The following is a 22,543-nucleotide window of genomic DNA, read 5'->3' as shown; positions in this document are numbered from 1 at the left end:
CAAACGGGCGTTGACACTAATGAACCCCTCGGTTCCCGGTCGGGGTCGAGCGGGTGGGGGATGTGCAACTGATCGCGAGCTCTTTGGGGGTATCCGGTCCGATGACTGAAATCGATGACTCGACGCTCGGGACACAGCTAGAGCGGTTCGGGCTTTCCGAGACGGAGATCCAGACGTATCTGGCCGTGCTGGAAAACGGCGAAGCCAAGGCCAGCACGATCGCCGATGCGACCGGCGTTTCGAAACGCTACGTCTACAGCGTCTGTGAAGAACTCGAAGAACAGGGGTTCGTCGAGGTCAACGATCACGTCGTTCCGACGAAAATCCGCGCCAAACCTCCCGAGGAAGTAATCGAACTACTCTCGAACCGCCTCGAAGAGATTCAGCCAGCTCTCAAACGCCGCTACTCCGAGTCCGAGGCCAGGCCCCAGCGCTTCGACGTCATCAAGTCCCGGGTTACTGTCCTCAAGCGAATCAACGAGTACATCAGCCAGGCCGACCGCCGTGTCGGGCTATCGATCCCGTATTCGTCTGTCTCCCGCGTCGCGGAGGAACTCCAGGATGCCGTCGATCGGGGCGTCCTCGTGTTGTTGTTGGTGACGAATGCTGAACCGGATCTCGAAGAACTGGCTGGCTACGACCGGCCGATCGCCAGTGTCGTCCGGAGCTGGGACGCATCGATTCCCGTGATCCTCGGTGCCGATCGGGATCTCGGGATGGTCTCCTCCTCAGAGATGATGACGACGGCCAACAGCGACGAGCAGGCGATTTCGCTCGTCCAAGAGCGAATCGTCCCGACGCTGTATGGCTCGTTCCTGGCGAATTTCTGGGTCTCGGCCGAGCAAGTCCAGGTTATCGATCCGGCACCACTCCCCCAAACCTACCAGAGTTTCGAACAGGCGGTCTTCGAAGCTACCCTCCGGTTGCGTGACGGCGACGCGATCGACGCCTGCGTCGAAGCCTTGCATAGCTCCGAGGACAGCGAGACAGAGACGGTTACTGGGCGGGTAGCCGACACGCGACAGGGGATCGTCGATCCGATTAGCAACGAGTTCCCGATCGAGCACTCGTTGCTCATCGAGACGGACGAAGGCGAAATCACGATCGGTGGCACTGGCGCGTTCCTCGAAGAGTACGAGGCCCGGACAGTCACGCTCGAAGCCGCTGAGTAGTAACGTCTCCGCCGGCGGTGACCGGCCATCGGGAAGTCTTTAACCACGGGACGGTTGCACTTTCTACAGGATGTCAGGGAGGCAGTCGACACTCGGCGAGGAGGGGATCGCCCAAGAGTTGGCCCAGAGCCAGCGCTCGATCTCTATCGCCGAGTTCTTCGAGAAGAACAAGCACATGCTCGGGTTCGACTCCGGCGCCCGGGCGCTGGTCACGGCCGTCAAAGAGGGCGTCGACAACAGCTTAGACGCCTGTGAGGAAGCCGATATCATGCCGGATATCTACGTCGAGATAGCGGATCTCGGTGACTACTATCGTCTCGTCATCGAGGACAACGGCCCCGGAATCACCAAGGAGCAACTCCCGAAAGTCTTCGGGAAACTCCTGTATGGCAGCCGCTTTCACAAACGCGAGCAAAATCGCGGCCAGCAGGGAATCGGGATCAGCGCAGCCGTCCTCTATTCACAATTGACCAGCGGCAAACCGGCGAAGATCACGTCACGAACGAACGGCAGCGAGACGGCCCACTACTTCGAGTTGATCATCGACACAGATACCAACGAGCCGGAGATCAGCGTCGACGAGACGACCACGTGGGATCGCCCACACGGGACCCGCATCGAGGTGGAAATGGAGGCCAATCTGCGAGCCCGTCAGCAATTGCACGACTACATCAAGCATACGGCAGTCGTCAACCCGCACGCCCGCATCGAGTTCGTCGAACCGAACATCGACGACCCGCTGAAGTTCGAACGCGCCGAGGGAGCTACACTGCCCGCCGAGACCGAGGAGATCAGGCCCCACCCACACGGTGTCGAACTCGGCACTCTCCTGAAGATGCTGGAGGCGACGGACTCCTACTCGATCTCCGGATTCATGCAGGGTGAGTTCACCCGCGTGGGTGCAACGACCGCCGAGAAGGTCCTGAACAACTTCCGGGACCGGCATTTCGGTCGTGAAATGGCCTGGCGACCGCCCGAGGCCCACGAGGGCGATCTCGAGGTTACCGTCCGGGCTGCAGTCGCCAACAAGGGCAAAGACGCCACGAAGTCCTTTGCCCGTGAGGTTGCTGACACGATCGGTGACCGCGAGCGGCTCGCCCACCACGAACTCCGGGCGGTCGTCGACGTGGCGGCCGAGGATGCGGCCGAGGGATTCGGAACGACCTTCGGAAGTACGGTCCGAGAGAAAGCCACAGCCGCTGCCTGGGCGGCGGTTCTCGGGGACACCGACGACGGTGAGCCCCGCGAAACCCTCGCTTCGGACCTCTACGGGCTCGTCGAGGCCGCGACGAGTTCTCGGAAGGACGACGCTACCTTGCACGGCCTGGCCGATCGCATCGCCACGAAGTTCCTCGACAGCGACGACAATCGCCACCGCTGTACGCGGGACGAACTCGAGGAGTACGTCCAGCGAGCCGCAGAGAGCACTGAGGAGTACGACGATGCGACGATCGGCGAGACCGCGCGTGAGAACGTTTGCGAAGCGATTTGGGACGTTATGGTGACCGTTCCCGACGAGCCGCCGAACGTCTCGACTGTTGCAGACGGGCGCGATACGGCTTCGGAACTCCTCGAAGCGATGCGGGAGACAGATATCATCTCCCCGCCGACGGACTGTCTGGCCCCGATCACCGAGCGCTTAGTCGAGGAAGGACTGCGCAAGGAGTTCGACGCCGACTTCTACGCCGCGGCGACCCGCGATGCCGCGGTATCGGGTGGCGACCCATTTATCGTCGAGGCCGGGATCGCTTACGGGGGCGATCTGGAAGACGGCGGCGCCGTCGACGTGATGCGCTTTGCCAACCGCGTGCCGCTGGTCTATCAGCGTGGGGCCTGTGCGACGACGGACGTCGTCAAGACGATCAACTGGCGCAACTACGGCCTCGATCAGCCCGGCGGATCAGGCCTGCCCAACGGGCCGGCCGTCGTGATGGTTCACGTCGCCTCGACGAACGTGCCCTTCACCAGCGAATCGAAGGACGCTATCGCGAACGTGCCCGCGATCGAAGACGAGATCGAACTCGCCATCAGGGAGGCCGCCCGTGAACTCAAGTCCTTCCTGAACAAGCGCCGGTCGATGCGAAAGCGCCGGGAGAAACAGGACAAACTCGGGACGATCCTCCCGGAGATGGCCACGAAGCTGTCGGAGGTGACCGGCCGCAAGGCACTGAATATCGACGATTCGCTGGCCCGGATCATGAACAACGTCCTGGTCGAGCGCGAGGTCGAGAACGGGACGGTCCGGCTGGTCGTCGAGAACAACGACTCGGCGAACGCCGAGCCGGAGATTACGGATATCGTCACGGTCGAACCAGACGACGTACACGCGGACGGCGACGACGCTCGTGTCGTCGAGATGGACGGCGAATGGTTCCTCAAGTGGTCGCCAACGGTCGCCAGCGGCGAAGAGGCGGCCCTGACCTACGAGATCGATGGCGACGCCGACTTCGACATTTCGGTGGATGGGATCGAGAGCGCGAAACTGACCGTGGACGGTGAACAATGAGCACTGAATCAAGCGAGACGACAGACGCGACCGAGGGGGACGCCCGCGAGCGGTTGCTCGATCTGGCAGCACAGTTTTACGACCAGTTCGAGCGCGGCGATGTCCCGCACATGGACGTCCCGACCCGGACCAAGACCAACATCGAGTACGACCCCGAGCAGAAGGTCTGGGTCTACGGCGACCGGAAGAGTACGCGATCGGCCAACAGCGTCCGTGGAGCCCAGAAGCTCCTGAAGGTCATCTACTCGATCGACTTCCTCGCCAACCAACTCGAGGAGGACCGCTCCTCGACCCTGCGTGAACTGTACTACCTCAGCGAGTCCTGGGATCTGGACGAAGCGCAGTTCAACAGCCAGGACGAGTCGAATCAACTCATCGAGGATCTGGAGATCGTCTCGGACGTGCGCCGCGAGGAGTTCCACATGCGTCCCGAGGAATCGGGCGCGAAGGTGATGGGCCCTCTCCGTCTCCGGGAGCAGACCAACCGCGGCGATCGGGAGATCCACTGCCAGGAGGATGTGGGCCAGGGTGGCTACCAGATCCCCAACGACCCCGACACGATCGAATTCCTGGACAACGACGCTGAGTTCGTCCTGTGTGTGGAAACCGGCGGTATGCGTGACCGACTCGTCGAAAACGGGTTTGACGACGAGTACAATGCGATAGTCGTCCACCTGGGCGGCCAGCCCGCCCGTGCGACCCGGCGGCTGACCAAGCGCCTGCACGACGAACTCGGCCTGCCGGTGACGGTGTTCACTGACGGTGACCCCTGGTCCTACCGGATCTACGGCTCGGTCGCCTACGGGTCGATCAAGTCGGCTCACCTCTCGAAGTACCTTGCGACGCCCGAGGCGCAGTTCATCGGCGTCCAGCCCGAGGACATCGTCGAGTACGACCTCCCAACCGATCCACTCGCGGACTCGGACGTGAACGCCCTCGAATCGGAACTCGAGGACCCCCGCTTCCAGACGGACTACTGGGAGGAACAGATCGAACTCCAGCTGGACATCGAGAAGAAGTCCGAACAGCAGGCCCTGGCCTCCTACGGCCTGGACTTCGTCACCGATACGTACCTCCCCGAGCGGCTCGACGAGATGGGGGTCCTGTAGCGGTTTTGGAGGACGACCGCTCTTCTGCGCACTGCGTCAGTTCGTCGTCGTAATCTCGATGACATCGCGGTGATCGAGTTCCGTCTCCGAGCCGACCTGGCGTTCCGACCGGACGTCGTGGGCGTGGAGGAACCCCTCGCCGATGTCCGTATGCAGGAAGTACGCGAAGTCCTCGGCTGTCGAGCCGTCGGGGAGCACGAAACAGTCCTGCAGGAAGGTCCCGTCGTCCTTCGGAGCGCCGGAACCGGGGAAGACGGCGATCGCACCCAGCACGTCGAACAGCGCCGTTTCGAGGACATCCTGAACTCCTGTCCCGCCGTAGGCCCCTACGAACTCGCGGATCTCCTCGAGTCCGGCGGCTTTCTCTGCGGGGAGGTCAGCCGTCACCTCGAAGTCTTCGTCACCGGGGCGGTACTCGAGGACGCCCTGTTCGTCGCCGTTCTTCAGCGCCTTCTCGGCGTGGGCCGAGACGGGCACGAACGTCAGGTGCTCGTACTCTGGATCGGTTGTCACCGTCTCCCAGTTGTCCTGTGCGGCCTCGGTGTCCATCTTGTTGGCGGCGATGACGATCGGCTTGGTTCGCATTCTGATCTCGCGGGCGAGGGCTTGCCGATCGGCTTCCTCCCACGTGTCGGGATCGAGTTCGAGCCCTTCGCCGAGGATGACCTGCTTGATCTCGTCTTCGCCGATACCGAAGGCCGAGAGCTGTTCGGCCAGATCAGCCTCGACATTCCCGTCGTCCCCGTTGTAGCCCGAGCGGTAGCGCTCGATGCCCTTCTCGAAGATATCGAGATACCACATGTCGAGTTCGTTCTCGAGGAAGTCGATGTCCTCACGCGGGTCGTGATCCGTCGTCGGTTCGCCTTCCAGATCCGTCTCGCCGGTGAAGTCGACGACGTGGACCAGCACGTCCGCCTCGTTCAGGTCCGTGAGGAACTGATTGCCGAGCCCCTTGCCCTCGTGGGCACCGGGCACGAGCCCGGCAACGTCGACCAGTTTAGTCGGGACGAAGCGGATGCCATCCGCACAGTAGCCGTGGTTCGGGGTACAGGTGTGGTCGAACTCGGGGGCGGCACACTCGACGCGGACGTAGGCTTCACCGACCGATGGATCGATCGTCGTGAACGGGTAGGCTCCTTCAGGCACGTCGTTCATCGTCGCTGCATTGAAAAACGTGGACTTCCCGACGGAGGGCTTGCCCACGAGGCCGATCTTGTAGCTCATTGGCGACTAGCAGTCAACGGTCGGCTAAAACGTTCTCATCCACCGTGTGTTGGCGAGGGATTGACAGGGGAGCGAGACACGTTCGACGAGTCGCTCGAACTGCAGTCGACCCCTCAAACCTTCCTGGGCATTGGGATGTCGGTGATCGGTTGGCCCGCCTCGAAGATCGGACTCGTCTCGGGCGCTTTCCCGGTGAGAGAGCCCTCAACGCGTTCGAGCGCAGTCGTCTCGGCCGACTCCGCCGGGGAGATCGTCGCTTCGACCGCGACGGCGTCCCCGCCCGAGCGGTAGGGTCTGTCGACGTCCAGTGAGAGTTCACCGTCGCCGTTGACGTCGAGAGACGGGCTCACTCGTTTTCGCCGTCGTCGGGGGGATCGATCCTCGCATCGACGGCGATCGCCCCGTCGCTGGATCGGTACGGATGATCGAGCGAGCCGCCAGCGTAGCTGAGGCGTTCGTCGTCGTCCGTGTCTTGATGTGGCACGGCCACGAGCGTCGCTTGGGTGCGTATGGGCTCGTCGATCTCGACGACGACGTTCGTATGCTCTCCTGGGGGCAGATACCCGGTCTGGCCGACGACTTGTCCGTCTTTGGTCCGCTCGTGAACCACGACGAACCCACCTTCCGACGTCGAGACGGAATCGATCGTCACGGTCTGTCCGATCGCCTGCTGATTTTGCATCGTCAGGGAGGCAACCGGCGAGGAGGCTACGAGGATCAAGACGTACGCGATCGTCAACAGGATCGCTGCGTGTTTCGCCCCGTCCTTGAGCGTGCCCTCGCCGAGTTGGCCCGCGATGAACCCCGACAGGACACCCTGGATGAGTGCGGCATGCAGAAAGACGAGCGTGTACGCCGGTTTGTTCACTTGCCCGAGGCGAGCGAAGGCGGTGACGTCGACGCCCAGCCGGTTTGACTGATCCGGAACGGGAACGTTGTTCGGCAGGCTCGGCACCAGGACTTCTTGGACAGCGAAAATAATCACCAGAAAGACCAGAAACGAGACGTAGATGACCACGAGGTAGGTGAACATCTGTTGGCGGCGCTCTCGGCGCATGCGGAGGTCAGACCGGGCCTGTGTGGCAGCGATCCGGAGTACCGGCCCGAGCTTGCCGCTTGCTTTCATCGCGTTGGTCAGCAGCGAGACGACTCTGGCGGTCGAAGATGTCCGCACACGCCGACCGAATCGGCGGAGGGCGTTGGACGCGTTTGCTCCCATCGACATGTCCGTCCAGATACGGTTAACTTCGTCTGTCAGCATCCCGAGGTCCGTATCGCGAACCCGATCGACGCTCTCGACGAAGGACATCCCCGCTTCGTTGAGACTCGCCAGTCGTTCGAGGAGTTCCGGCGTCGCGGCCTCGATACGGTCGATCCGTCGGGTGTATAGCTCCCGGACAATAGCGTAGGTCCCGATCAGGAAGATCGTTACCTGGACGAACACGTCGTCGGCGAGCCGAAGGTTGAACCCGTACTCGGTAACCGCCGCTGGGAGCGAGATCGCGACCCACAGCAGCGCGATCGGCACCGTGATGTAAAATACTCGTGACGGGTTCCAGAGGATGGTCTGTACTGGTTGGCGCAAGACTCGTTTGATGCGTGCCACGCGGTCGTACAGTGCGAGCTGGGCTCGCCCCGCAGCCGCGTAGGCCAGGTTACTTCTTTTCGAGCTCGCGGTGTTTGGCATGCGTGTCGCCGATTCCGATCCCGTTTGAATGGCCTCTAGTCCGCTCTCGCGGGCGACTCCAAGCTCCTCTAACTTCTGGGCCAGATAGACGACGAACAGCGCGTTCGACAGCGGGACGATGACGTACGCCAGCATCTGCAAGATCGGGAGGGTGTCGGTGATCGTCAGCCCGAACACGAGCAGGATGGTAAACAGGAACAACACCCCGGCCACCAACGTTGTCACGTACGCCTCAGCGATCGTCGCAAGTAATTCGAGTACCTCCGCCTGTCGTTGTTCGGCTTCCTCTTGGAGTCGCTCGTACTGGTCTTCGAGGAACTGTGGGAGCTTCTGACCACTCGAAAGCACACTCGCTAAATTCTCGGCAAACGTCCGGAACGGGTCGCTGGGACTGCGGTGGGCAGTCCGACGAACCGCCGAGATCATGTCTCGGCCGAACAGATCCATCTCCCGGACGGCGACACTCATTTCGTCTGCGGCGTCCCCATAGATCGCCCGGTTGCGTCCCAGCGTTCGCATCACTTCCGGGAATGCCATGCCACCGCGGGCGAGGGCGTAGACGAACGCCACTGTCCTGGGTAGTGCCTCGTTGATCCCCCGCCGGCGGACTTCCGCGTGGCCGGATGGCAACTGCCAGCGCAAGACGTAGGTCAGAATTGCCGAGAGCACGCCGAACACGACGCCTCCCGCAGTCAGGACGAAGAAGACCTGATTCGGGGACAGAAGAATCTCCATGTTTCGTTCCCCCAGCACCTCCCCCATGACAGAAGGGAGTTCGGCGAGGATACCGGCGACGATCGGGAGCACGACCAGTGCCGCGCCGACGGCATAGACGCCGATGACGCCACCGACGACCGAGGCGGTCGCCGTGTACAGGTAGGTCTTGGCGGCGTAGACCCGGTAGGTCGTATCGACGTAGGCCGATTCGAGGAGCCGGCGTCGCTCGGCGGAGGCGGGCACGTATCGGCTGAAGTACCGGCGTGCGATCCGAGTGATGAGCCGATCGAGGCGCTTGCTGAGACGGGTTGAGGCGACTGCCGCCGCGATCGTAACGGCGACCACGAGCGGCAGGTACCCGACGACACTCATGTTAGGTGTCGCTGTCTCCCTCGATCGCGTCGAGGGCGGCTTCTTTGTCCGCGTAGTACCTGTTGACGTGGGCCGTAAACCGGCGGTAGTCGGTGACGTCCTGGTCTCGCATCGCACGCAGGAACCGCTGTCTGTCCCGTAGCTCTTCGAGCAAGTCGGACTGGCTCCAGCCACGCTCCTCTCGAATCTCGTCGAGTAGCGTGGAGTTACTCTCCCCGAAGGTGTCCTCGGTCGGGCTCCACTCGTAGACGTTGGCGTAGTCGAGTTCGCCCGTTCGCTGGTCGATCCCTTCGATCTCCGCGAGTACTTTCGCCCGCCGGACTCGCTCGTCGCCGTACCGTGCAAGCACCTGCACACAGAGGATGTCCAGACTCTGGACCATCGGTCGCGGGACGTTGATCGGCTCGTTCTCCAAGCGATTGATGACTGTCTGAACGGAGTCGGCGTGCATCGTCGAGAACGTCGTATGCCCGGTGTTCATCGCCTGGAAGAGTGTAATCGCTTCCTGGCCCCTGACTTCCCCGACCACGATGTACTCGGGACGGTGGCGAAGCGCAGAGCGCAACAGATCGTACATCGTGATGTCGTCTTCGTCGAAGCGCTCGCGGGTGACACTCGAAAGCCAGTTGTCGTGATACAAAGAGAGTTCACGGGTGTCTTCGATCGTGAGGACCTTCGCCCGCGGCGGAATGAACATCGAGACGGCGTTCATCGAGGTCGTCTTGCCCGCGGCAGTCCCCCCCGCAAACAGCAGGGACTTGTTGTGCTCGATTGCCAGCCAGAGGTAGGCCAGCATATCCAGACTGAACGTGCCATACTCCACTAGATCGATCGGCGTGAAGGGGTCGTCGGCGTATTTCCGGATAGTGAACGCCGACCCGTGTGGCGTGACTTCCTTTCCGAGTGCGAGTTCGATCCGTGACCCGTCCGGGAGCGTCGTCGAAACGACGGGATCGGCGACGCTGATGTGGCGACCGGAGCGCTGGGCCAACTGGACGACCACGTCGTCGAGTTCGTCCGCGCTGTAGGAGACGTTCGTCTCGATATCGGTGTACCGATCGTGATAGGCAAAGATCGGGAGATCGACCCCGTCACACGAGATGTCTTCGATCGCTGGATCGTGCATGAGCGGATCGATCTTCCCGTAGCCCTGGAACTCTCGGTAGAGGTAGTAAAACAGTCGGTGGACGGTCTCTGGATGGACTTTGACGCCGTACTCTTCGAGCCGATCGCGCAGTTCGGCGAGCAGGGCTCCTTCTGGATCGTCGTCGACGTTCTCGCGGTACAGGAGCGGGTCCCGTACGTCTTCGAACAGGCGTTCGAGGAGGTCCCGCTCGAACTCGTCGAGATTCGGCTCGGCCACGTGGTAGTAGTGTTCGTCCTGTTGGGGATCGTGGTTGATCGACGCGAACGCGTAGGGCGCATTCAACCAGTAGCGCTCTAGCTCGTCCATTTTCGGGTCGCCGTCGAACGTGACCAGCCGGTCGTGGCGCGTCGGATCGTAGTTTTCGGTGACAACCTGCGAGCCCGCGAGGACACGCCCAACTCGTGAGAGCCACGCCTTCGCGTCCGCTACCCGATCAGTTTCCTTGCTGGCAGGGCTCTCCTGACCGGCGCGTGAACCGACATCCACATCGTCGATGGCTGGATCGCTGTCAGACATTCGTCAGTTCTGGCCCAGTGTCGTAGTGGTGCCTTGTTGCGGATTGCAAGTCCAACTACTTAAATTCGGCCGGCGGATTCTCAGCGGCGAGAACAGGTCGCCCCCGTGGCCAATTCCGATCCGCGTGACCTCGACCGACGGTCCCCGGCCGATCCTGACGCCGCCGTCACCTTCATGCTAATAGAACACATACCAATGAGTACCGGATGAAGCGCGAACACTTCAGCCTCACCGTTGCCCCCGAACCCGAAGAGAGCGACCGCCCGACGCTGCATATTGCCTACGACGGGCCGACAGCGTTGCTTCGTGAGCAATTACACAACCCAGAGGACGAGGCCCTAACGGACGACGAGATCGACGTCGCGTTTCGCTTACAGGACGACACACGGGGTGTGTTGAGTATCGCCGATCGACACACTGGGGCGTTCGTCTTCGAGCTCGAGGCCGATCTCGATGCGATCGATCGGATCGTTCAGGCCGCAGAGGCCGACGACGAGCGCTACCGGATCGTGATCGAGACTGACGGGGACGCTTGGACGTACGACAAAGAGACGCTACTGGTCTATGGGGTCGATGGCCAACTGCTCCGCACAGACAGCCTCATCCCCGGCAGTGTCGAGCTGTAGGTCCCAGACCCTGGAGAAACAGACTGGTTTCTGGTGGCATACCCGGCAGCATTCACCGGATATTTGTGAGACGGTACCAAAAGGCGAGATTTAATGCGTCCGCCCTTCCCATGGGGGACACATGCGATTGCACGAGTACCAGGCCAAGCGGCTGTTCAGCGAGGCCGGTATCCAGACGCCGGCGTCTGGACTGGCTTCGACGGTCGAGGAAGCGGTCGAGGCGGCCGAATCGATCGGGTATCCGGTCGCGATCAAGGCGCAGGTCCACGTCGGCGGCCGGGGCAAGGCCGGTGGGATCAAACTCGCCGACACTGCCCAGGAGGCCCGCGAGGCCGCGGGGGAGATCATCGGCATGGATCTCAAGGGCTACACCGTCGATCGCGTCCTCGTCGAGGCGGCAGTCGATTTCGTCACCGAGCTGTACGTCGGCGTGACGATGGATCGTGGCGCGGGCAAACCCGTCGCGATGGTCTCGACGAAAGGCGGGGTCGACATCGAGGAGGTCGCCGAAAGCGATCCCGACGCGATCGCTCGGGAACACGTCGACCCGGCCCACGGATTGCACCCGTACCAGGCCCGGAAAGCCGTCTACGATGCGGGCGTCGAGCGCGAATTCGCGGGCGATGTCGCTGCGATCCTCTCGACGCTGTATGACCTCTGGGACGAGACTGACGGCAGTGACGCCGAGATCAATCCCGTGATGATCACCGACGACGGAGCGGTCGTCGCCGCTGACGCCGTCTTCAACGTCGACGACGACGCCCTGTTCCGTCAATCCGAAATCGCCCAGTTGGAGGGCGAAACGAGCGGCGACGACCTCGAATCGATGGCCAGCGAGTACGGGTTCGATTACGTCCGCCTAGATGGCAACGTCGGCATCATCGGGAACGGCGCTGGACTCGTGATGACGACGCTCGATCTGGTCGATTACTACGGCGGGGCGCCGGCGAACTTCCTCGACATCGGCGGCGGGGCAAAGGCCGGTCGGGTCCGCAACGCTTTAGAGGTCGTCTTCGCCGACGAGAACGTCGACAGCGTGGTGTTCAACATCTTCGGGGGGATCACGCGCGGCGACGAGGTTGCACGCGGTATCAACGACGCCCTGGAAGCGTTCGACGAGATTCCGAATCCGGTCACTGTCAGATTGGCAGGGACCAACAGCGTCGAAGGCATGGAGATACTCAACACAGAGCTGGTGACCGTCGAGGAGACCCTGGAGGCAGCCGTCCAGCGTGCGGTTGCCGACGCCGAGGAGGTGGCACAATGAGTTCTATCAGACGATTCGACACTCGCTTCGCTCGGTCGACTGCGACTGATAACCTCATTCTCACCACGGGGTGGTTCGAATGAGCGTACTCGTCGATGCAGACACTCGCGTTATCGTCCAGGGCATCACCGGCGGCGAGGGCGAGTTCCACGCAGAGCAGATGATCGAGTACGGGACCAACGTCGTCGCCGGCGCGGTCCCGGGGAAGGGCGGCCAGGAAGTCCACGGCGTGCCCGTCTACGATACGGTCGACCGGGCCGCACGCGCGGAAGACGCCGACGCCTCTGTCGTGTTCGTCCCGCCCGCCTTCGCCGCCGACGCGTTGTTCGAGGCCCTGGACGCGCCCCTGGATGTCGTCGTGGCGATCACCGAGGGCATCCCGACCCAGGATGTCAGCGAGGTCTACGAACAACTCCGTCGAACCGATACCCACTTGATCGGCCCCAACTGTCCGGGTATCATCACGCCCGGCGAAGCCAAACTCGGGATTCTGCCGGGCAACATCTTCACGGACGGTGACGTCGGGCTGGTCTCCCGGTCGGGGACGCTGACCTACCAGATCGTCGATAGCCTCACCCAGCGCGGGATCGGCCAGACGACAGCCATCGGCATCGGTGGTGACCCGATCATCGGGACGGACTTCATCGACGCCTTAGAACTGTTCGAGGCTGATCCCGACACGAAAGCGGTCGTCATGTGCGGGGAGATCGGCGGCGAAGACGAGGAAGACGCCGCCCGGTACATTGCCGAGTACATGGACACGCCTGTCGTCGGGTTCATCGCCGGCCGGACGGCCCCGCCGGGCAAGCGCATGGGCCATGCCGGTGCGATCGTCTCGGGCAGCGGGACTGGCACCGCCGAAAGCAAGATCGACGCCTTGGAGTCAGCCAGCGTTCCCGTCGGTGACACGCCCAGTGACGTCGCCGATCACGTCGAAACCATTCTCTGAGCGACGAGTGGCTGTTGGCGTCGGCCCGGCCTGGTGAAAAAGCCTAACTCGCCGCCAGGCGTGACTCGAGTATGCGCTGTATCGCCCACCGAGGCTTTGCCGGACTGTATCCGGAGAACACGCTCGCCGCCATCGAACAGGCCGGCCAACGGGCTGCGATGATCGAACTCGACGTTCGGCGCTGTGGGTCGGGTGAACTCGTCGTCCATCACGACGAAACCGTCGATCGGTTGACGACTGCCAACGGGCGGGTCGCGGACATGACTGCGACGGAACTGTCGCGGTTGAACATCGAGGGCTCCGGTGAGGGTGTGCCGTCCCTCGCCGAGGCGATCGAGGCGGTCCCCGCCGACGTCGGCCTCGATCTCGAACTCAAAGAATCAGGCCTCCTCACCGACGTTCGGGACCGCATCGCAGACGTCGACCGTGACATCTGGCTTTCTTCGTTCGATATCTCGATCGTTGAGGCGGCCAGTGAACAGACGGATTGTCCGGTCGTGTTACTCGTCGGTGACTCCTCGGAGGCCGGTATCGAACGGGCGGCCGGACTGGACTGTGCGGGTCTGGCCCCCCACTGGCGTCTCGTCGATTTCGCGCTCATCGAGCGGGCTCATCGAGCCGATTTGGGCGTCTACCCCTGGACGATTACCGATGTCGAGCGCGCAGAGACCTTCGCGAAAATGGGTATCGACGGCATCATCGCGGACGATCCAGTCGCGTGTATCGAGGAGTGAGTGCGGACACGAACGGACTGTGGGGCCGCCAGTGGAGCGGCGATCGTGGACGGGAGGAGAGCAGGGGCGCACGATCACAGACGAGCAAGGTTCTGCCGAAGCTTGATGTTCGCTGTCATCAGTGCCGTCGCCGCCATGATGATGAAAACGACCTGGACGTGCAGGACGATTATCTGCTCGATGCCCAAAAGCGTGACCAGGGCAATCGCCGGTACGAACGCACTGAACGCAAGGACCGGCAGCAAATGGCGCAATAGGGTATCCAGCATCGTCCCCTGGACCATCGATCGGGAGAGTTGGGTACGCCCGTGCCAGTACCCGTAGGTCCCGAACGCGATCGCCCCGACCCCTTCCAGTGCGAGCACCGGTTGCTCGGCGATTCCGATCGCTTCCGCGGCGATCGCCCCAACGACTGTGAGGCTGAATACCGCGACCAGGGGGCTCGGAACGACGCTCCCAGCCGTCCCACGATCACTGTCGGCGACTGTGCCTTGCCGGGCGATCAACTGCATCGTGAGTGCAAGCAACAGGACGAAGCCAAGAAATACCCCATCACGAACCGACGGGATCCCCGAGAGTACGATTTCGGCGATTCCGACGATGCCATAGATCGCGGCTGCCCCGCCGACGAACCCGAGGTACGTCCAGATCGACGCTTGGGATGGAAGGTCGCTCGCGCGGCGATTCCACAGCGCGTAGACACAGAACCGGACGCCTAACACCCCGATCAGGACGAAGCCGATGAAGTAGATGAACGTGAGGTTGGGGTTGCCGGCGATCTCTTGGAGGGCGAACGCGACGTCACTCTGCATGGGTCAACTCCTCGTGCACGGCCACGACGTCTCTGCGGAAGTCATTGATTGTTTCGTATCGGACCAGGGACCGTTTGGCCATCGCTTTCCCGACGATATCGTCGATTGCTCCAGGCACGTCGACTGACCTCGATGGGGCCGGCGGCTCGCCGTCTATCACTTGCTGGCGGATCTGTTCGAACTCACCCGACACGGGCGGCCGTCCGGTCAGGAAGCGATAGAGGACAGCCCCGAGTTGATAGATGTCCGTGCCGTGGTGAATCCGGCCGAATCGGCGATCGTAGTATTCGGGGGCGGCATACCGAGGATCGAGCAGGGTCGCCGGCGTGACGTGCCAGCGATAGACGCCGAGCAAGCCGGGGTTGTCGAGGGAAGCGGTCTGCGGGGTCGCGCCAGCCTCTGTCGGGAACGCGACGTTTTCGGGATCGATCCCGCCGTGGACGACGCCATGCTGGTGAGCGTATTCCAGTGCGTCGGCCAGCTCGATCGTCAGCGAGAGGGCGGCTGCGGGCTCGATCGGCCCACTCCGATCCGCCAGGGTCGCGTCGGAAGGATCGGTCCCAGCCCACGGCCGGGGCTGGCTCCCCCAATGGAACAGCCTAACGATACCGGAGTGATCGCCAATCTCGGCCCACTGATCGAGGGCCTCACCGAGATCTGGGGCGAACGAATCACTCTCGCCGGTCGGACGGTGAAACAACCGGATCGCCATCGCTCGTTCGACGCCGCTGTCCTCGGCCAGGACCCGTGCGATCTCCGCGTAGCGGCTGTGTTTGCGCCCCGAAAGGACCATCAGATCGTCGAAGCGGCTCTGTTCGACGATCGTCGTCAAACGACCAAAGAGCCGATTCCACTGTCGTCGCTCCCGTGCTTGTTCCGATCGCACACCGGTGCTCGCTCGTGGTTCGTCGACGTCTTCTGGATTGTGTTCAGGCTCTAGGGGCTGGTCCGCATCTGGATGGCGCTGGGGGTCGGTCGGATCGATGACGTCACGGTCCGGTTCGACCGATCGCGGGCCGAACATCCCTCCCGGTGGACGGACGCGGCCGACATCCTCGTGACGCGTGCTGCCGTCTCCCGATCCGGTCGGGTCACCACCCGTGGTCTCGTCACGGCGTTCCTGATGGGTCTCGTCGACGCGTTCCGGGAACTGTGAAGCGATGTAATCGTACGCGAGTTTCGCCTCGGCCCGACTCGAACCGTCGAATCGATCGGCCAACCGTCGCACGATCGATGGGATCGACTCTGGATCTGAGGCGGCAAGCAGACAGAGACCGAACGTCCCAACGAGCCTGAGCTGTCGATCTTCATCGTCGAGAGCGCCCAACAGCACAGGGAGGTCTTTGACGCTTCCGGGAGGCGATGTGAGAATGCGCTCCAACACGTCGTTCGCTTCAGTGGCGTTTGCGTCGCCGCGTTCGGCCATTTTTCTCTCCGAGTGGGCTACGTTCACACGCACCGATAATGACTGTTGGGGTGGCTGAGCGTCTATCGGCGTGGCGAACGCAGGTTATCACCGCTGAAAATCGGGTGCAGGCATTTACAGTGTGGTGCCTCGTGAGGTCCGGTAATGCCAGCAGACAACTCTGGATTGCTTCCGGCGTTTGTCCGCGAACGGTATACGGCGCGGCTAGGGGCCGCCCTCGCGTTCGCGATCGTGGTGATGCTCGCTTTCGGATTGGTCATCAGCGCACAGGCGACCGGGCAGCTTCGTTCGGATGTCGACCAGGATCTCACGACGCAGGCCAACGCCCAAGCGGCCCAACTGGATACGTGGGTGTCGGCGATCAAGCAGGACGTACGGAAGACAACGCAACTGCCGGTCTTTGGGTCCGGCGAGACTGATCGCATCCGCGACCGCCTGACGGGAATGGTCGAGGGTAACGCCGTTCCCGACGACGTCGTTGCGGTCCACTACTTAGATACCGAGTCGATGGAGTTTCTGACGAGCTCCAGCGATGCGATGGTCGGTGTCAATCCGGCCGATCAGGGCGCGGCCTTCGCGACTAACCCGCCCGCTTTCGACAGCCCGGACGACGTCTACGTCTCGGCGCCGTTTTCGGTCCCGGTTGTCGATCATCCGATCATCGCCATCATCTCGCCGATCGAAGGCGCCGACGACCGCGCACTCGTGTACATGACTGACCTCGAAGCCCGCGCGAATGCCCTCTCGGCCGGGGACAGTACGGAGACAGTCGTCGTAAACGACGCCGGCGAGTACGTTGCACATCCGAATACGAGCAAGATTCTGACCCAACACGAGGGCCATAGTAGTACGCTTTCGGCCGGTGAGTCGGAGTTCTCGCGGAATGACGGGATGCTCATGGGTTCGAGCAAGCTGACGAGCCAGGACTGGACAGTCATGGTTCATACGTCCGTCGAAGACGCCTACGCCGTCTCGAACCAGATCAACGCCGATCTCCTCGGGCTCGTGTTGCTCGCGATCATCAACCTCGGGTTGATCGGGGTGACGATCGGCTCGAACACGGCCCTCTCACTGCGTCGCCTGGCCGGTCGTGCCCAGGAGATGGGCGAGGGGAACCTCGAAGTCGATCTGTCGACCGACCGTGAAGACGAGATCGGCACCCTGTACGTATCGTTCCAAAACATGCGTGATTCTCTCCGTGACAAAATCGACGAGGCCGAAAGCGCGACTGAAGCGGCCCAACAGGCCCGCGAAGATGCCGAATCCGAGCGGGCGGAGATGGAGGCTCTGTCCTCACATCTAGAAGCGAAAGCCGCCGCCTACGGCGACGTTCTCGACGACGTTGCCGACGGCGACTTGACTCGGCGAGTCGACCCCGAAAGCGAGAACGAGGCGATGGAAATCGTCGGTACAGAGCTCAATGCGACCTTAGATGCCCTGGAGTCGACGATCGCAGACGTCGAATCCTTTGCCTCGGAAGTCGCAAGCTCTAGCAACACAGTCAGGCAAAACGCCGACCGCGTTAGCGACGCCAGCCGGCAAGTCAGCCAATCGATCGACGAAATTTTCGACGGCGCGAGCGAGCAAAGCGAGCGCTTGCGGGACATCGCCGACGAGATGGAGACGCTTTCGGCCTCGGCCGAGGAAGTCGCCAGCTCGGCCCAGGAAGTGGCCGCAACGTCCAGAGAAGCGGCCGAAGTCGGCGAAACGGGTCGAGACGCTGCCGAGGATGCGATCGAGGAGATGGGCGCGATCGAAGACGAGACCGAACGGACCCGACAGGCGATCAACGATCTCGCGGCCGACCTCGAAGAGATCGGCGAGATCGTCGATCTGATCACCGAGATCGTCGAACAGACGAACATGCTGGCGATCAACGCCTCGATCGAGGCCGCCCACTCGGGTGGTGGTGAAGGCTTTGCGGTGGTCGCCGACGAGATCAAGAGCCTGGCCGAGGAGACAAAAGACGCGGCTGGTGACATCGAAGCTCGTATCGAGGCGATTCAGGAACAGGCCGACGAGACCGTCGAAACGATGGAGACGACGAGCGAGCGCATGGGCGAGGGCGTCGAGACGGTCACCGAGGCCGTCGAGTCACTCGAAACGATCGTCGAACACGCCGAGGAAGCCGATCGTGGCATCCAGGAGATCGACGATGCGACCGAAGACCAAGCCAATACGGCCCAGCAAGTCATGGCCATGGTCGAGGATCTGACGGCGATCAGCCGCCAGACGACCGAGGAGGCAGATACCGTCGCTTCGGCGGCCGACGAGCAGACGGACTCGATCGCAGAAGTCTCCGAATCGGCGGGTGCCTTACGCCGACAGGCCGACGAGCTACAGTCGCTGCTCGATCGCTTCGAGGTCGCAGAGACGAACACAACCACTGCAGACGTGAGGGAGGACTAATCGATGGTCGAATTCGATATTACGCTCTGGTTCACGCTCGGGACGCTGGGAATGGCACTCGGAAGTATCGGCCTCGGGTACGGCTTGTTGGTGCTCCCATCGGAGTGGCGCCGCAGCTACGCGGACGTCGTCGTCGTGACACTCATCGCGACAGTCGCCTACGGTCTGATGGCGCTGGGCATCGGTGATATCGGGGCCGCCAACGGAGCGACGGTGTCGCTCCCACGGTACGCCGACTGGCTGCTGACCACGCCGCTGCACGTGGTCTTCATCGCCGTCATCGCCGGTGCGGATCGCCGGCTGACGCTCACGGCTGCCGGCTTGCAAGCTGCGACGATCGTCCTCGGCTTTGCCGGGGCACTCGTGACCAGTCCCCTGAAAGAACTGTTCTTCCTCGCCGGGAGTCTGGTCTTCGTCATCGTCGTCTACTTGTTGGTCGTCGAGGCCGCAGAGACCGCCGATCAACAGGACGTCACGACCGCGGGGTTGTACCGGAAACTCCGGAACTTCGTGATCGTGCTGTGGCTGATCTACCCGGTGATCTGGCTGCTCGCACCCACTGGGTATGGCTTCATGGACGCCGAGACGAGTTCACTCGTCATCACGTACATCGACGTCGTCGCGAAGGTCGGCTTCGGCCTCATCGCGCTGAACGGCTTACAGAGTCTGCAGTCGTTTGGCGTAGACCGCCTCGGCCAGTCGCTTGCGGACGACTGAGGCGACAGCGACACGAACGTGTCTCGCCTTGCTGGCTGCGGTAGCTGTGAAGGGGCCTCGCCTGGTGAGTGACTCTCCTGAGAGCGAAGGGAGGCTGTCGTGGCTCCTATCGACGGGTCGACCACGGGTGGGGGCTGCGTGCCCGAGTCTCGCATCGGACAGGACCATCGACGCGACCAGCCAGACACCTCTTGTGACACTCAGCAGGCGGTTCGAATCCTCGATGCTCCACTATCGTCCGTCGATGGTGGCCAACTCGACCAGACGGCTGGCGAGGGGCTTGGCTGGGAAAACGAGTAGCCAGTCGACACCAGTGGCGATCGTGGGTGTGGTTCAGTCCTCGAAGCGCGCTTCGACGCTGTGGGCGTGGGCTTCGAGCCCTTCGGCCCCGGCCAGCGTCGTAATCGTCTCGCGGAGCGTTTCGAGTCCGTCCTCGGAGAGTTGCTGGTAGGTCGCCGGTCGAATGAAGTCATCGACCGACAGTCCGCTGGCGATGTTTGCCGACCCACCGGTCGGCAGGACGTGGTTGGTCCCGCTGGCGTAGTCACCGGCAGCGACGGGCGTGAACTCACCGACGAACGCCGAGCCGTAGTGGGTTATCTCTTCGAGCAACTCCCGCTCGTTTGCGGCGTGGACGAAAATGTGCTCCGGGGCGTAGTCGTCGCTGAATTCGACAGCCCCGTCCATCGAGTCGGCGACGAAGACGCCACTTGCGTCGTTGTCCAGGGCCTCTCTGGCGATGTCTGCGCGCTCGCGTTCGGGGACCTGGCGCTCGATCTCTGTGGCGACGGCCTCGGCGTGGCCCTCGTTCGGCGTCACTGCGACGACGCCCGCGTTGGGATCGTGTTCGGCCTGGGCGACGACTTCCGCGGCGACGACCTCGGGGTCGGCAGTGTCGTCCGTGAGCGTCAGTACTTCACTGGGGCCGGCCAACATGTCGATCCGGACATCGCCCCGGACTTCGGCTTTGGCCGCCGTGACCCACCGATTGCCGGGGCCAACGATCACGTCGACGGACTCGACCGATTCGGTGCCATACGCCAGTGCGGCGATCGCCTGGGCACCGCCGATCTGGTAGACAGCGTCGGCACCGGCGGCGTGCATCGCTGCGAGCGTAACGGGGTTGATCTGTTCGGCGGGCGGGGTCGCGACGGCGACGTGATCGACACCTGCGACTTTCGCCGGAACGACACCCATCAGCACGCTGGAGGGATAGGCTGCGGTTCCACCGGGCGCGTAGACGCCCGCCGACTGGAGAGGATAGTACTTCCGGCCGAGTTCGCGACCGTCATCGGTTTCGACCGTCCAGTCCTCGGGGACCTGTCGCTCGTGGAAGGTGCGGATGTTCTCGGCGGCCGTCTCGATGGCCTCGCGTACCTCGTCGTCGATGGACTCGTAGGCCTGGGCGGCACGGTCGCTGATCTCGAAAGCCTCGACCTCGACGCCGTCGAAGCGCTCACAGAACTCATAGAGCGCGTCGTCGCCCTCACGATGGACGCGGTCGACGATCTCGGCAACGTCCTCTCGGATTTCGCCAATACCGGAGTCTCGCTCGAAGAGCGCACGTCGCTGCTCCGCATCGAGGGCGGAAACGGACTGTACGTCCATACCGAGTGGCAATTGACAGTCCTCCCCAAAACCACTTGCCATCCGTGTCTGAGACTCCGATCATCGACGGTGGCGAATCCGCCAAAGCGGGTCAACGAGTGCGGACAGTCCACCAGGCACCGACGAGGACCAGGAGGAACGCGCCGCCGAGAAAGAACGCCACTGCCGGGTCGGTCAGCAACGCCGCGAGTCCTTCTTCGGACCCTGTTTCCGTGGCCTGGATGCCGATCTGCCCGCCGGACTCTTGGGTCGTCTCCCCATCGAGCCACTGGTTTGCCACAACGCCGAACGCCACCGCCCCACCAGCGAGGACGCCGACGCCAGCGAGCACCCGAGCGACCGCACGTTTCAACAGCGACTGGTCTTCCTGTTCGCCGGCCACGAGCACTAGGGCCTCGCTGGTCGGGGCGTAGACGCTCATCTCGTTGCCCTTCGCGGAGTAATCAGTCCCGACAGATTCGATCAACTCAGCCCCTTCTAATTTTTCGACGTGGTAGTGGACGTTCTGCAACGAGGTCCCGATCTCGTCCCGGATTTCGACCGGTGTTGCGGGGTCTTCGTAGACGAGCGCCAGCACCTGTCGAGCCGTCTGGGAGGACAGTGCGGCGAACGCTTCGTCTGCGGCTTCGTCGGACAGCCCCAGGACCCGTGGCTCGTCCGCGGTTTCGGTCCGCTCACCCCGGCGTGGCAATAGCGTTCCCATGACGACGAGGTACAGTGCCCATCAAAAAGGGATTGGCGATCACTCAAACGGCTCTTTGATCGGCAGCCTCGGTATCCCGAGCCATCCCCAAGCCCGTTCAAATGGTGCTTTGACCGGTACGCTGGTCACTCAATCCCCCGTCGGTCGACCGGGCGCGGTGGGAGTCTGAGGTCCTCGATCGACGGGAGGTGTTTGACGTTGTAGACGAGGCGCAGGTGGTCCGTCTGTGGTTTCCCGACACAGGACAGCCGGATGCCCTGCTCGATGGCTTCCTCCGGCAGGATGTGGTTAACTGGTTGTGAGAGCTCTCCTTCCAGGACGGCGACGGCGCAGTTCGCACAGGCACCACCGCGACAGGAATAGGGCCAGGCGAACCCACGGTCTTCGATCGACTCCAGCAAAGGGGCGTCCTGGTCGACGGCGATTCGCCCGTACTCGCTCCCGTTGATCCCGGCCGCTCGTGATTTTTCGAACAGATCGGAGTCATCGAGACCCCAGCCCCGATCGACGATCGCTTCGTACTCGACGAACTCGACGGCCGTCCGCGCACCTGTCTCGGCTGGTGGGTCCGAGATGGCCGATTGGGCTTCGTACTCTCTTTCGAGGAGTGTCTCGTAGGCTGCCTGAACACGACGGAACTGGGCGACTGACCCACCTTGGTCGGGGTGGGCCTCTTTGACACGCTCTCGGTACGCGTCGTGGATTCCATCTTGGGGTGTGCCAGGGTCGACGCCCAGTACCTCGAAGGGAGAGGGCACGCCGTACACTAGTCAAAATCGAGTGTTAAACCTTCGCGTGGCGGAGATTCGTCCGCTCGCGACGGACAGTCGAAACGGGACCGT

Annotated in this window: 19 protein-coding genes; 10 read left to right on the top strand and 9 right to left on the bottom strand. The window is 62.7% G+C overall.

Going from position 1 to position 22,543, the window contains the following annotated elements:
* Window positions 1–110 precede the first annotated feature (110 nt).
* From FR699_RS04685 to FR699_RS04675, 3 genes are all read left to right on the top strand, one after another.
* Entirely contained in the window at window positions 111–1,172 is a 1,062-nt protein-coding gene (locus FR699_RS04685; RefSeq protein WP_154553188.1) for a TrmB family transcriptional regulator sugar-binding domain-containing protein, read from the top strand.
* A 70-nt stretch (window positions 1,173–1,242) separates the two neighbouring features.
* Entirely contained in the window at window positions 1,243–3,678 is a 2,436-nt protein-coding gene (locus FR699_RS04680) for a DNA topoisomerase VI subunit B (RefSeq protein ID WP_158854412.1), read from the top strand.
* A complete protein-coding gene (locus FR699_RS04675; RefSeq protein ID WP_158854409.1) occupies window positions 3,675–4,787 on the top strand; it encodes a DNA topoisomerase IV subunit A in 1,113 nt (370 codons plus the stop codon). The genes FR699_RS04680 and FR699_RS04675 overlap by 4 nt, the downstream gene beginning before the upstream one ends.
* A gap of 36 nt (window positions 4,788–4,823) precedes the next feature.
* Here the strand turns inward: FR699_RS04675 and FR699_RS04670 are convergent, their stop codons facing one another.
* From FR699_RS04670 to FR699_RS04655, 4 genes are all read right to left on the bottom strand, one after another.
* The gene (locus FR699_RS04670; protein WP_158854407.1) at window positions 4,824–6,011 is read right to left on the bottom strand and encodes a redox-regulated ATPase YchF; all 1,188 of its coding nucleotides are present in this window, start codon (window positions 6,009–6,011) and stop codon (window positions 4,824–4,826) included.
* Between the two features lie 113 nt (window positions 6,012–6,124).
* Window positions 6,125–6,361, bottom strand: coding sequence for a hypothetical protein (locus tag FR699_RS04665; protein WP_158854405.1), 237 nt, complete (start codon window positions 6,359–6,361; stop codon window positions 6,125–6,127).
* Complete coding sequence (locus FR699_RS04660) at window positions 6,358–8,787, bottom strand: type II secretion system F family protein (RefSeq protein ID WP_158854403.1); 2,430 nt, start codon at window positions 8,785–8,787, stop codon at window positions 6,358–6,360. The genes FR699_RS04665 and FR699_RS04660 overlap by 4 nt, the downstream gene beginning before the upstream one ends.
* 1 nt (window position 8,788) lies before the next feature.
* Window positions 8,789–10,450 carry a type II/IV secretion system ATPase subunit gene (locus FR699_RS04655; RefSeq protein ID WP_158854401.1) on the bottom strand — a complete coding sequence of 554 codons (1,662 nt, stop codon included), beginning with the start codon at window positions 10,448–10,450 and terminating at the stop codon, window positions 8,789–8,791.
* A gap of 206 nt (window positions 10,451–10,656) precedes the next feature.
* Here FR699_RS04655 and FR699_RS04650 point away from each other — a divergent pair, with 206 nt between their 5' ends.
* From FR699_RS04650 to FR699_RS04635, 4 genes are all read left to right on the top strand, one after another.
* Window positions 10,657–11,076 carry a DUF5793 family protein gene (locus tag FR699_RS04650; RefSeq protein ID WP_158854399.1) on the top strand — a complete coding sequence of 140 codons (420 nt, stop codon included), beginning with the start codon at window positions 10,657–10,659 and terminating at the stop codon, window positions 11,074–11,076.
* A gap of 121 nt (window positions 11,077–11,197) precedes the next feature.
* On the top strand, window positions 11,198–12,343 hold the full coding sequence (gene sucC, locus FR699_RS04645) for an ADP-forming succinate--CoA ligase subunit beta (RefSeq protein ID WP_158854397.1): 1,146 nt from the start codon (window positions 11,198–11,200) through the stop codon (window positions 12,341–12,343).
* Window positions 12,344–12,422: 79 nt separating this feature from the next.
* Window positions 12,423–13,292 (top strand): succinate--CoA ligase subunit alpha, encoded by an 870-nt coding sequence (gene sucD, locus FR699_RS04640; RefSeq protein ID WP_154551548.1) that lies wholly within the window; start codon window positions 12,423–12,425, stop codon window positions 13,290–13,292.
* A 71-nt stretch (window positions 13,293–13,363) separates the two neighbouring features.
* Window positions 13,364–14,026 (top strand): glycerophosphodiester phosphodiesterase, encoded by a 663-nt coding sequence (locus tag FR699_RS04635; protein WP_158854395.1) that lies wholly within the window; start codon window positions 13,364–13,366, stop codon window positions 14,024–14,026.
* A gap of 74 nt (window positions 14,027–14,100) precedes the next feature.
* Here the strand turns inward: FR699_RS04635 and FR699_RS04630 are convergent, their stop codons facing one another.
* Both FR699_RS04630 and FR699_RS04625 read right to left on the bottom strand, forming a co-directional pair.
* Window positions 14,101–14,838 carry a hypothetical protein gene (locus tag FR699_RS04630; protein WP_154551550.1) on the bottom strand — a complete coding sequence of 246 codons (738 nt, stop codon included), beginning with the start codon at window positions 14,836–14,838 and terminating at the stop codon, window positions 14,101–14,103.
* Window positions 14,828–16,264, bottom strand: coding sequence for a serine/threonine protein kinase (locus FR699_RS04625; RefSeq protein ID WP_158854393.1), 1,437 nt, complete (start codon window positions 16,262–16,264; stop codon window positions 14,828–14,830). Before FR699_RS04625 ends, FR699_RS04630 begins: the two co-directional genes overlap by 11 nt.
* Window positions 16,265–16,408: 144 nt before the next feature.
* Here FR699_RS04625 and FR699_RS04620 point away from each other — a divergent pair, with 144 nt between their 5' ends.
* The 3 genes from FR699_RS04620 (at window position 16,409) to FR699_RS04610 (ending at window position 19,690) form a co-directional block, all read left to right on the top strand.
* Window positions 16,409–18,673 carry a methyl-accepting chemotaxis protein gene (locus tag FR699_RS04620; RefSeq protein WP_158854391.1) on the top strand — a complete coding sequence of 755 codons (2,265 nt, stop codon included), beginning with the start codon at window positions 16,409–16,411 and terminating at the stop codon, window positions 18,671–18,673.
* A 3-nt stretch (window positions 18,674–18,676) separates the two neighbouring features.
* Window positions 18,677–19,390: a bacteriorhodopsin gene (locus FR699_RS04615; protein WP_154551553.1), complete on the top strand. Its 714-nt coding sequence runs from the start codon at window positions 18,677–18,679 to the stop codon at window positions 19,388–19,390.
* Window positions 19,391–19,528: 138 nt separating this feature from the next.
* Window positions 19,529–19,690, top strand: a complete 162-nt coding sequence (locus FR699_RS04610; protein WP_158854389.1) for a hypothetical protein — start codon at window positions 19,529–19,531, stop codon at window positions 19,688–19,690.
* Window positions 19,691–19,723: 33 nt separating this feature from the next.
* On the opposite strand, the gene hisD is transcribed toward FR699_RS04610, so the two are convergent.
* The 3 genes from hisD to fer all read right to left on the bottom strand — a co-directional run bounded on the left by hisD (window position 19,724) and on the right by fer (window position 22,459).
* Complete coding sequence (gene hisD, locus FR699_RS04605; protein WP_158854388.1) at window positions 19,724–20,998, bottom strand: histidinol dehydrogenase; 1,275 nt, start codon at window positions 20,996–20,998, stop codon at window positions 19,724–19,726.
* Between the two features lie 91 nt (window positions 20,999–21,089).
* The gene (locus tag FR699_RS04600; protein ID WP_158854386.1) at window positions 21,090–21,701 is read right to left on the bottom strand and encodes a helix-turn-helix domain-containing protein; all 612 of its coding nucleotides are present in this window, start codon (window positions 21,699–21,701) and stop codon (window positions 21,090–21,092) included.
* A gap of 125 nt (window positions 21,702–21,826) precedes the next feature.
* Window positions 21,827–22,459: a ferredoxin Fer gene (fer, locus tag FR699_RS04595; protein WP_158854383.1), complete on the bottom strand. Its 633-nt coding sequence runs from the start codon at window positions 22,457–22,459 to the stop codon at window positions 21,827–21,829.
* Window positions 22,460–22,543: the final 84 nt, after the last annotated feature.

The organism is Halorhabdus sp. CUG00001, from assembly GCF_009797925.1.
GTDB lineage: Archaea > Halobacteriota > Halobacteria > Halobacteriales > Haloarculaceae > Halorhabdus.
This window is presented reverse-complemented; position numbering and strand designations above follow the sequence as displayed.

Bases quoted from the DNA above. Each gene is read 5' to 3' on its own strand.
- FR699_RS04660 (WP_158854403.1), bottom strand. From the start codon at position 8,787: ATGAGTGTCGTCGGGTACCTGCCGCTCGTGGTCGCCGTTACGATCGCG.
- FR699_RS04615 (WP_154551553.1), top strand. From the start codon at position 18,677: ATGGTCGAATTCGATATTACGCTCTGGTTCACGCTCGGGACGCTGGGA.
- FR699_RS04635 (WP_158854395.1), top strand. From the start codon at position 13,364: ATGCGCTGTATCGCCCACCGAGGCTTTGCCGGACTGTATCCGGAGAAC.
- FR699_RS04670 (WP_158854407.1), bottom strand. From the start codon at position 6,011: ATGAGCTACAAGATCGGCCTCGTGGGCAAGCCCTCCGTCGGGAAGTCC.
- FR699_RS04675 (WP_158854409.1), top strand. From the start codon at position 3,675: ATGAGCACTGAATCAAGCGAGACGACAGACGCGACCGAGGGGGACGCC.
- FR699_RS04650 (WP_158854399.1), top strand. From the start codon at position 10,657: ATGAAGCGCGAACACTTCAGCCTCACCGTTGCCCCCGAACCCGAAGAG.
- sucD (WP_154551548.1), top strand. From the start codon at position 12,423: ATGAGCGTACTCGTCGATGCAGACACTCGCGTTATCGTCCAGGGCATC.
- FR699_RS04630 (WP_154551550.1), bottom strand. From the start codon at position 14,838: ATGCAGAGTGACGTCGCGTTCGCCCTCCAAGAGATCGCCGGCAACCCC.
- FR699_RS04600 (WP_158854386.1), bottom strand. From the start codon at position 21,701: ATGGGAACGCTATTGCCACGCCGGGGTGAGCGGACCGAAACCGCGGAC.
- FR699_RS04655 (WP_158854401.1), bottom strand. From the start codon at position 10,450: ATGTCTGACAGCGATCCAGCCATCGACGATGTGGATGTCGGTTCACGC.
- hisD (WP_158854388.1), bottom strand. From the start codon at position 20,998: ATGGACGTACAGTCCGTTTCCGCCCTCGATGCGGAGCAGCGACGTGCG.
- FR699_RS04620 (WP_158854391.1), top strand. From the start codon at position 16,409: ATGCCAGCAGACAACTCTGGATTGCTTCCGGCGTTTGTCCGCGAACGG.
- sucC (WP_158854397.1), top strand. From the start codon at position 11,198: ATGCGATTGCACGAGTACCAGGCCAAGCGGCTGTTCAGCGAGGCCGGT.
- FR699_RS04680 (WP_158854412.1), top strand. From the start codon at position 1,243: ATGTCAGGGAGGCAGTCGACACTCGGCGAGGAGGGGATCGCCCAAGAG.
- FR699_RS04625 (WP_158854393.1), bottom strand. From the start codon at position 16,264: ATGGCCGAACGCGGCGACGCAAACGCCACTGAAGCGAACGACGTGTTG.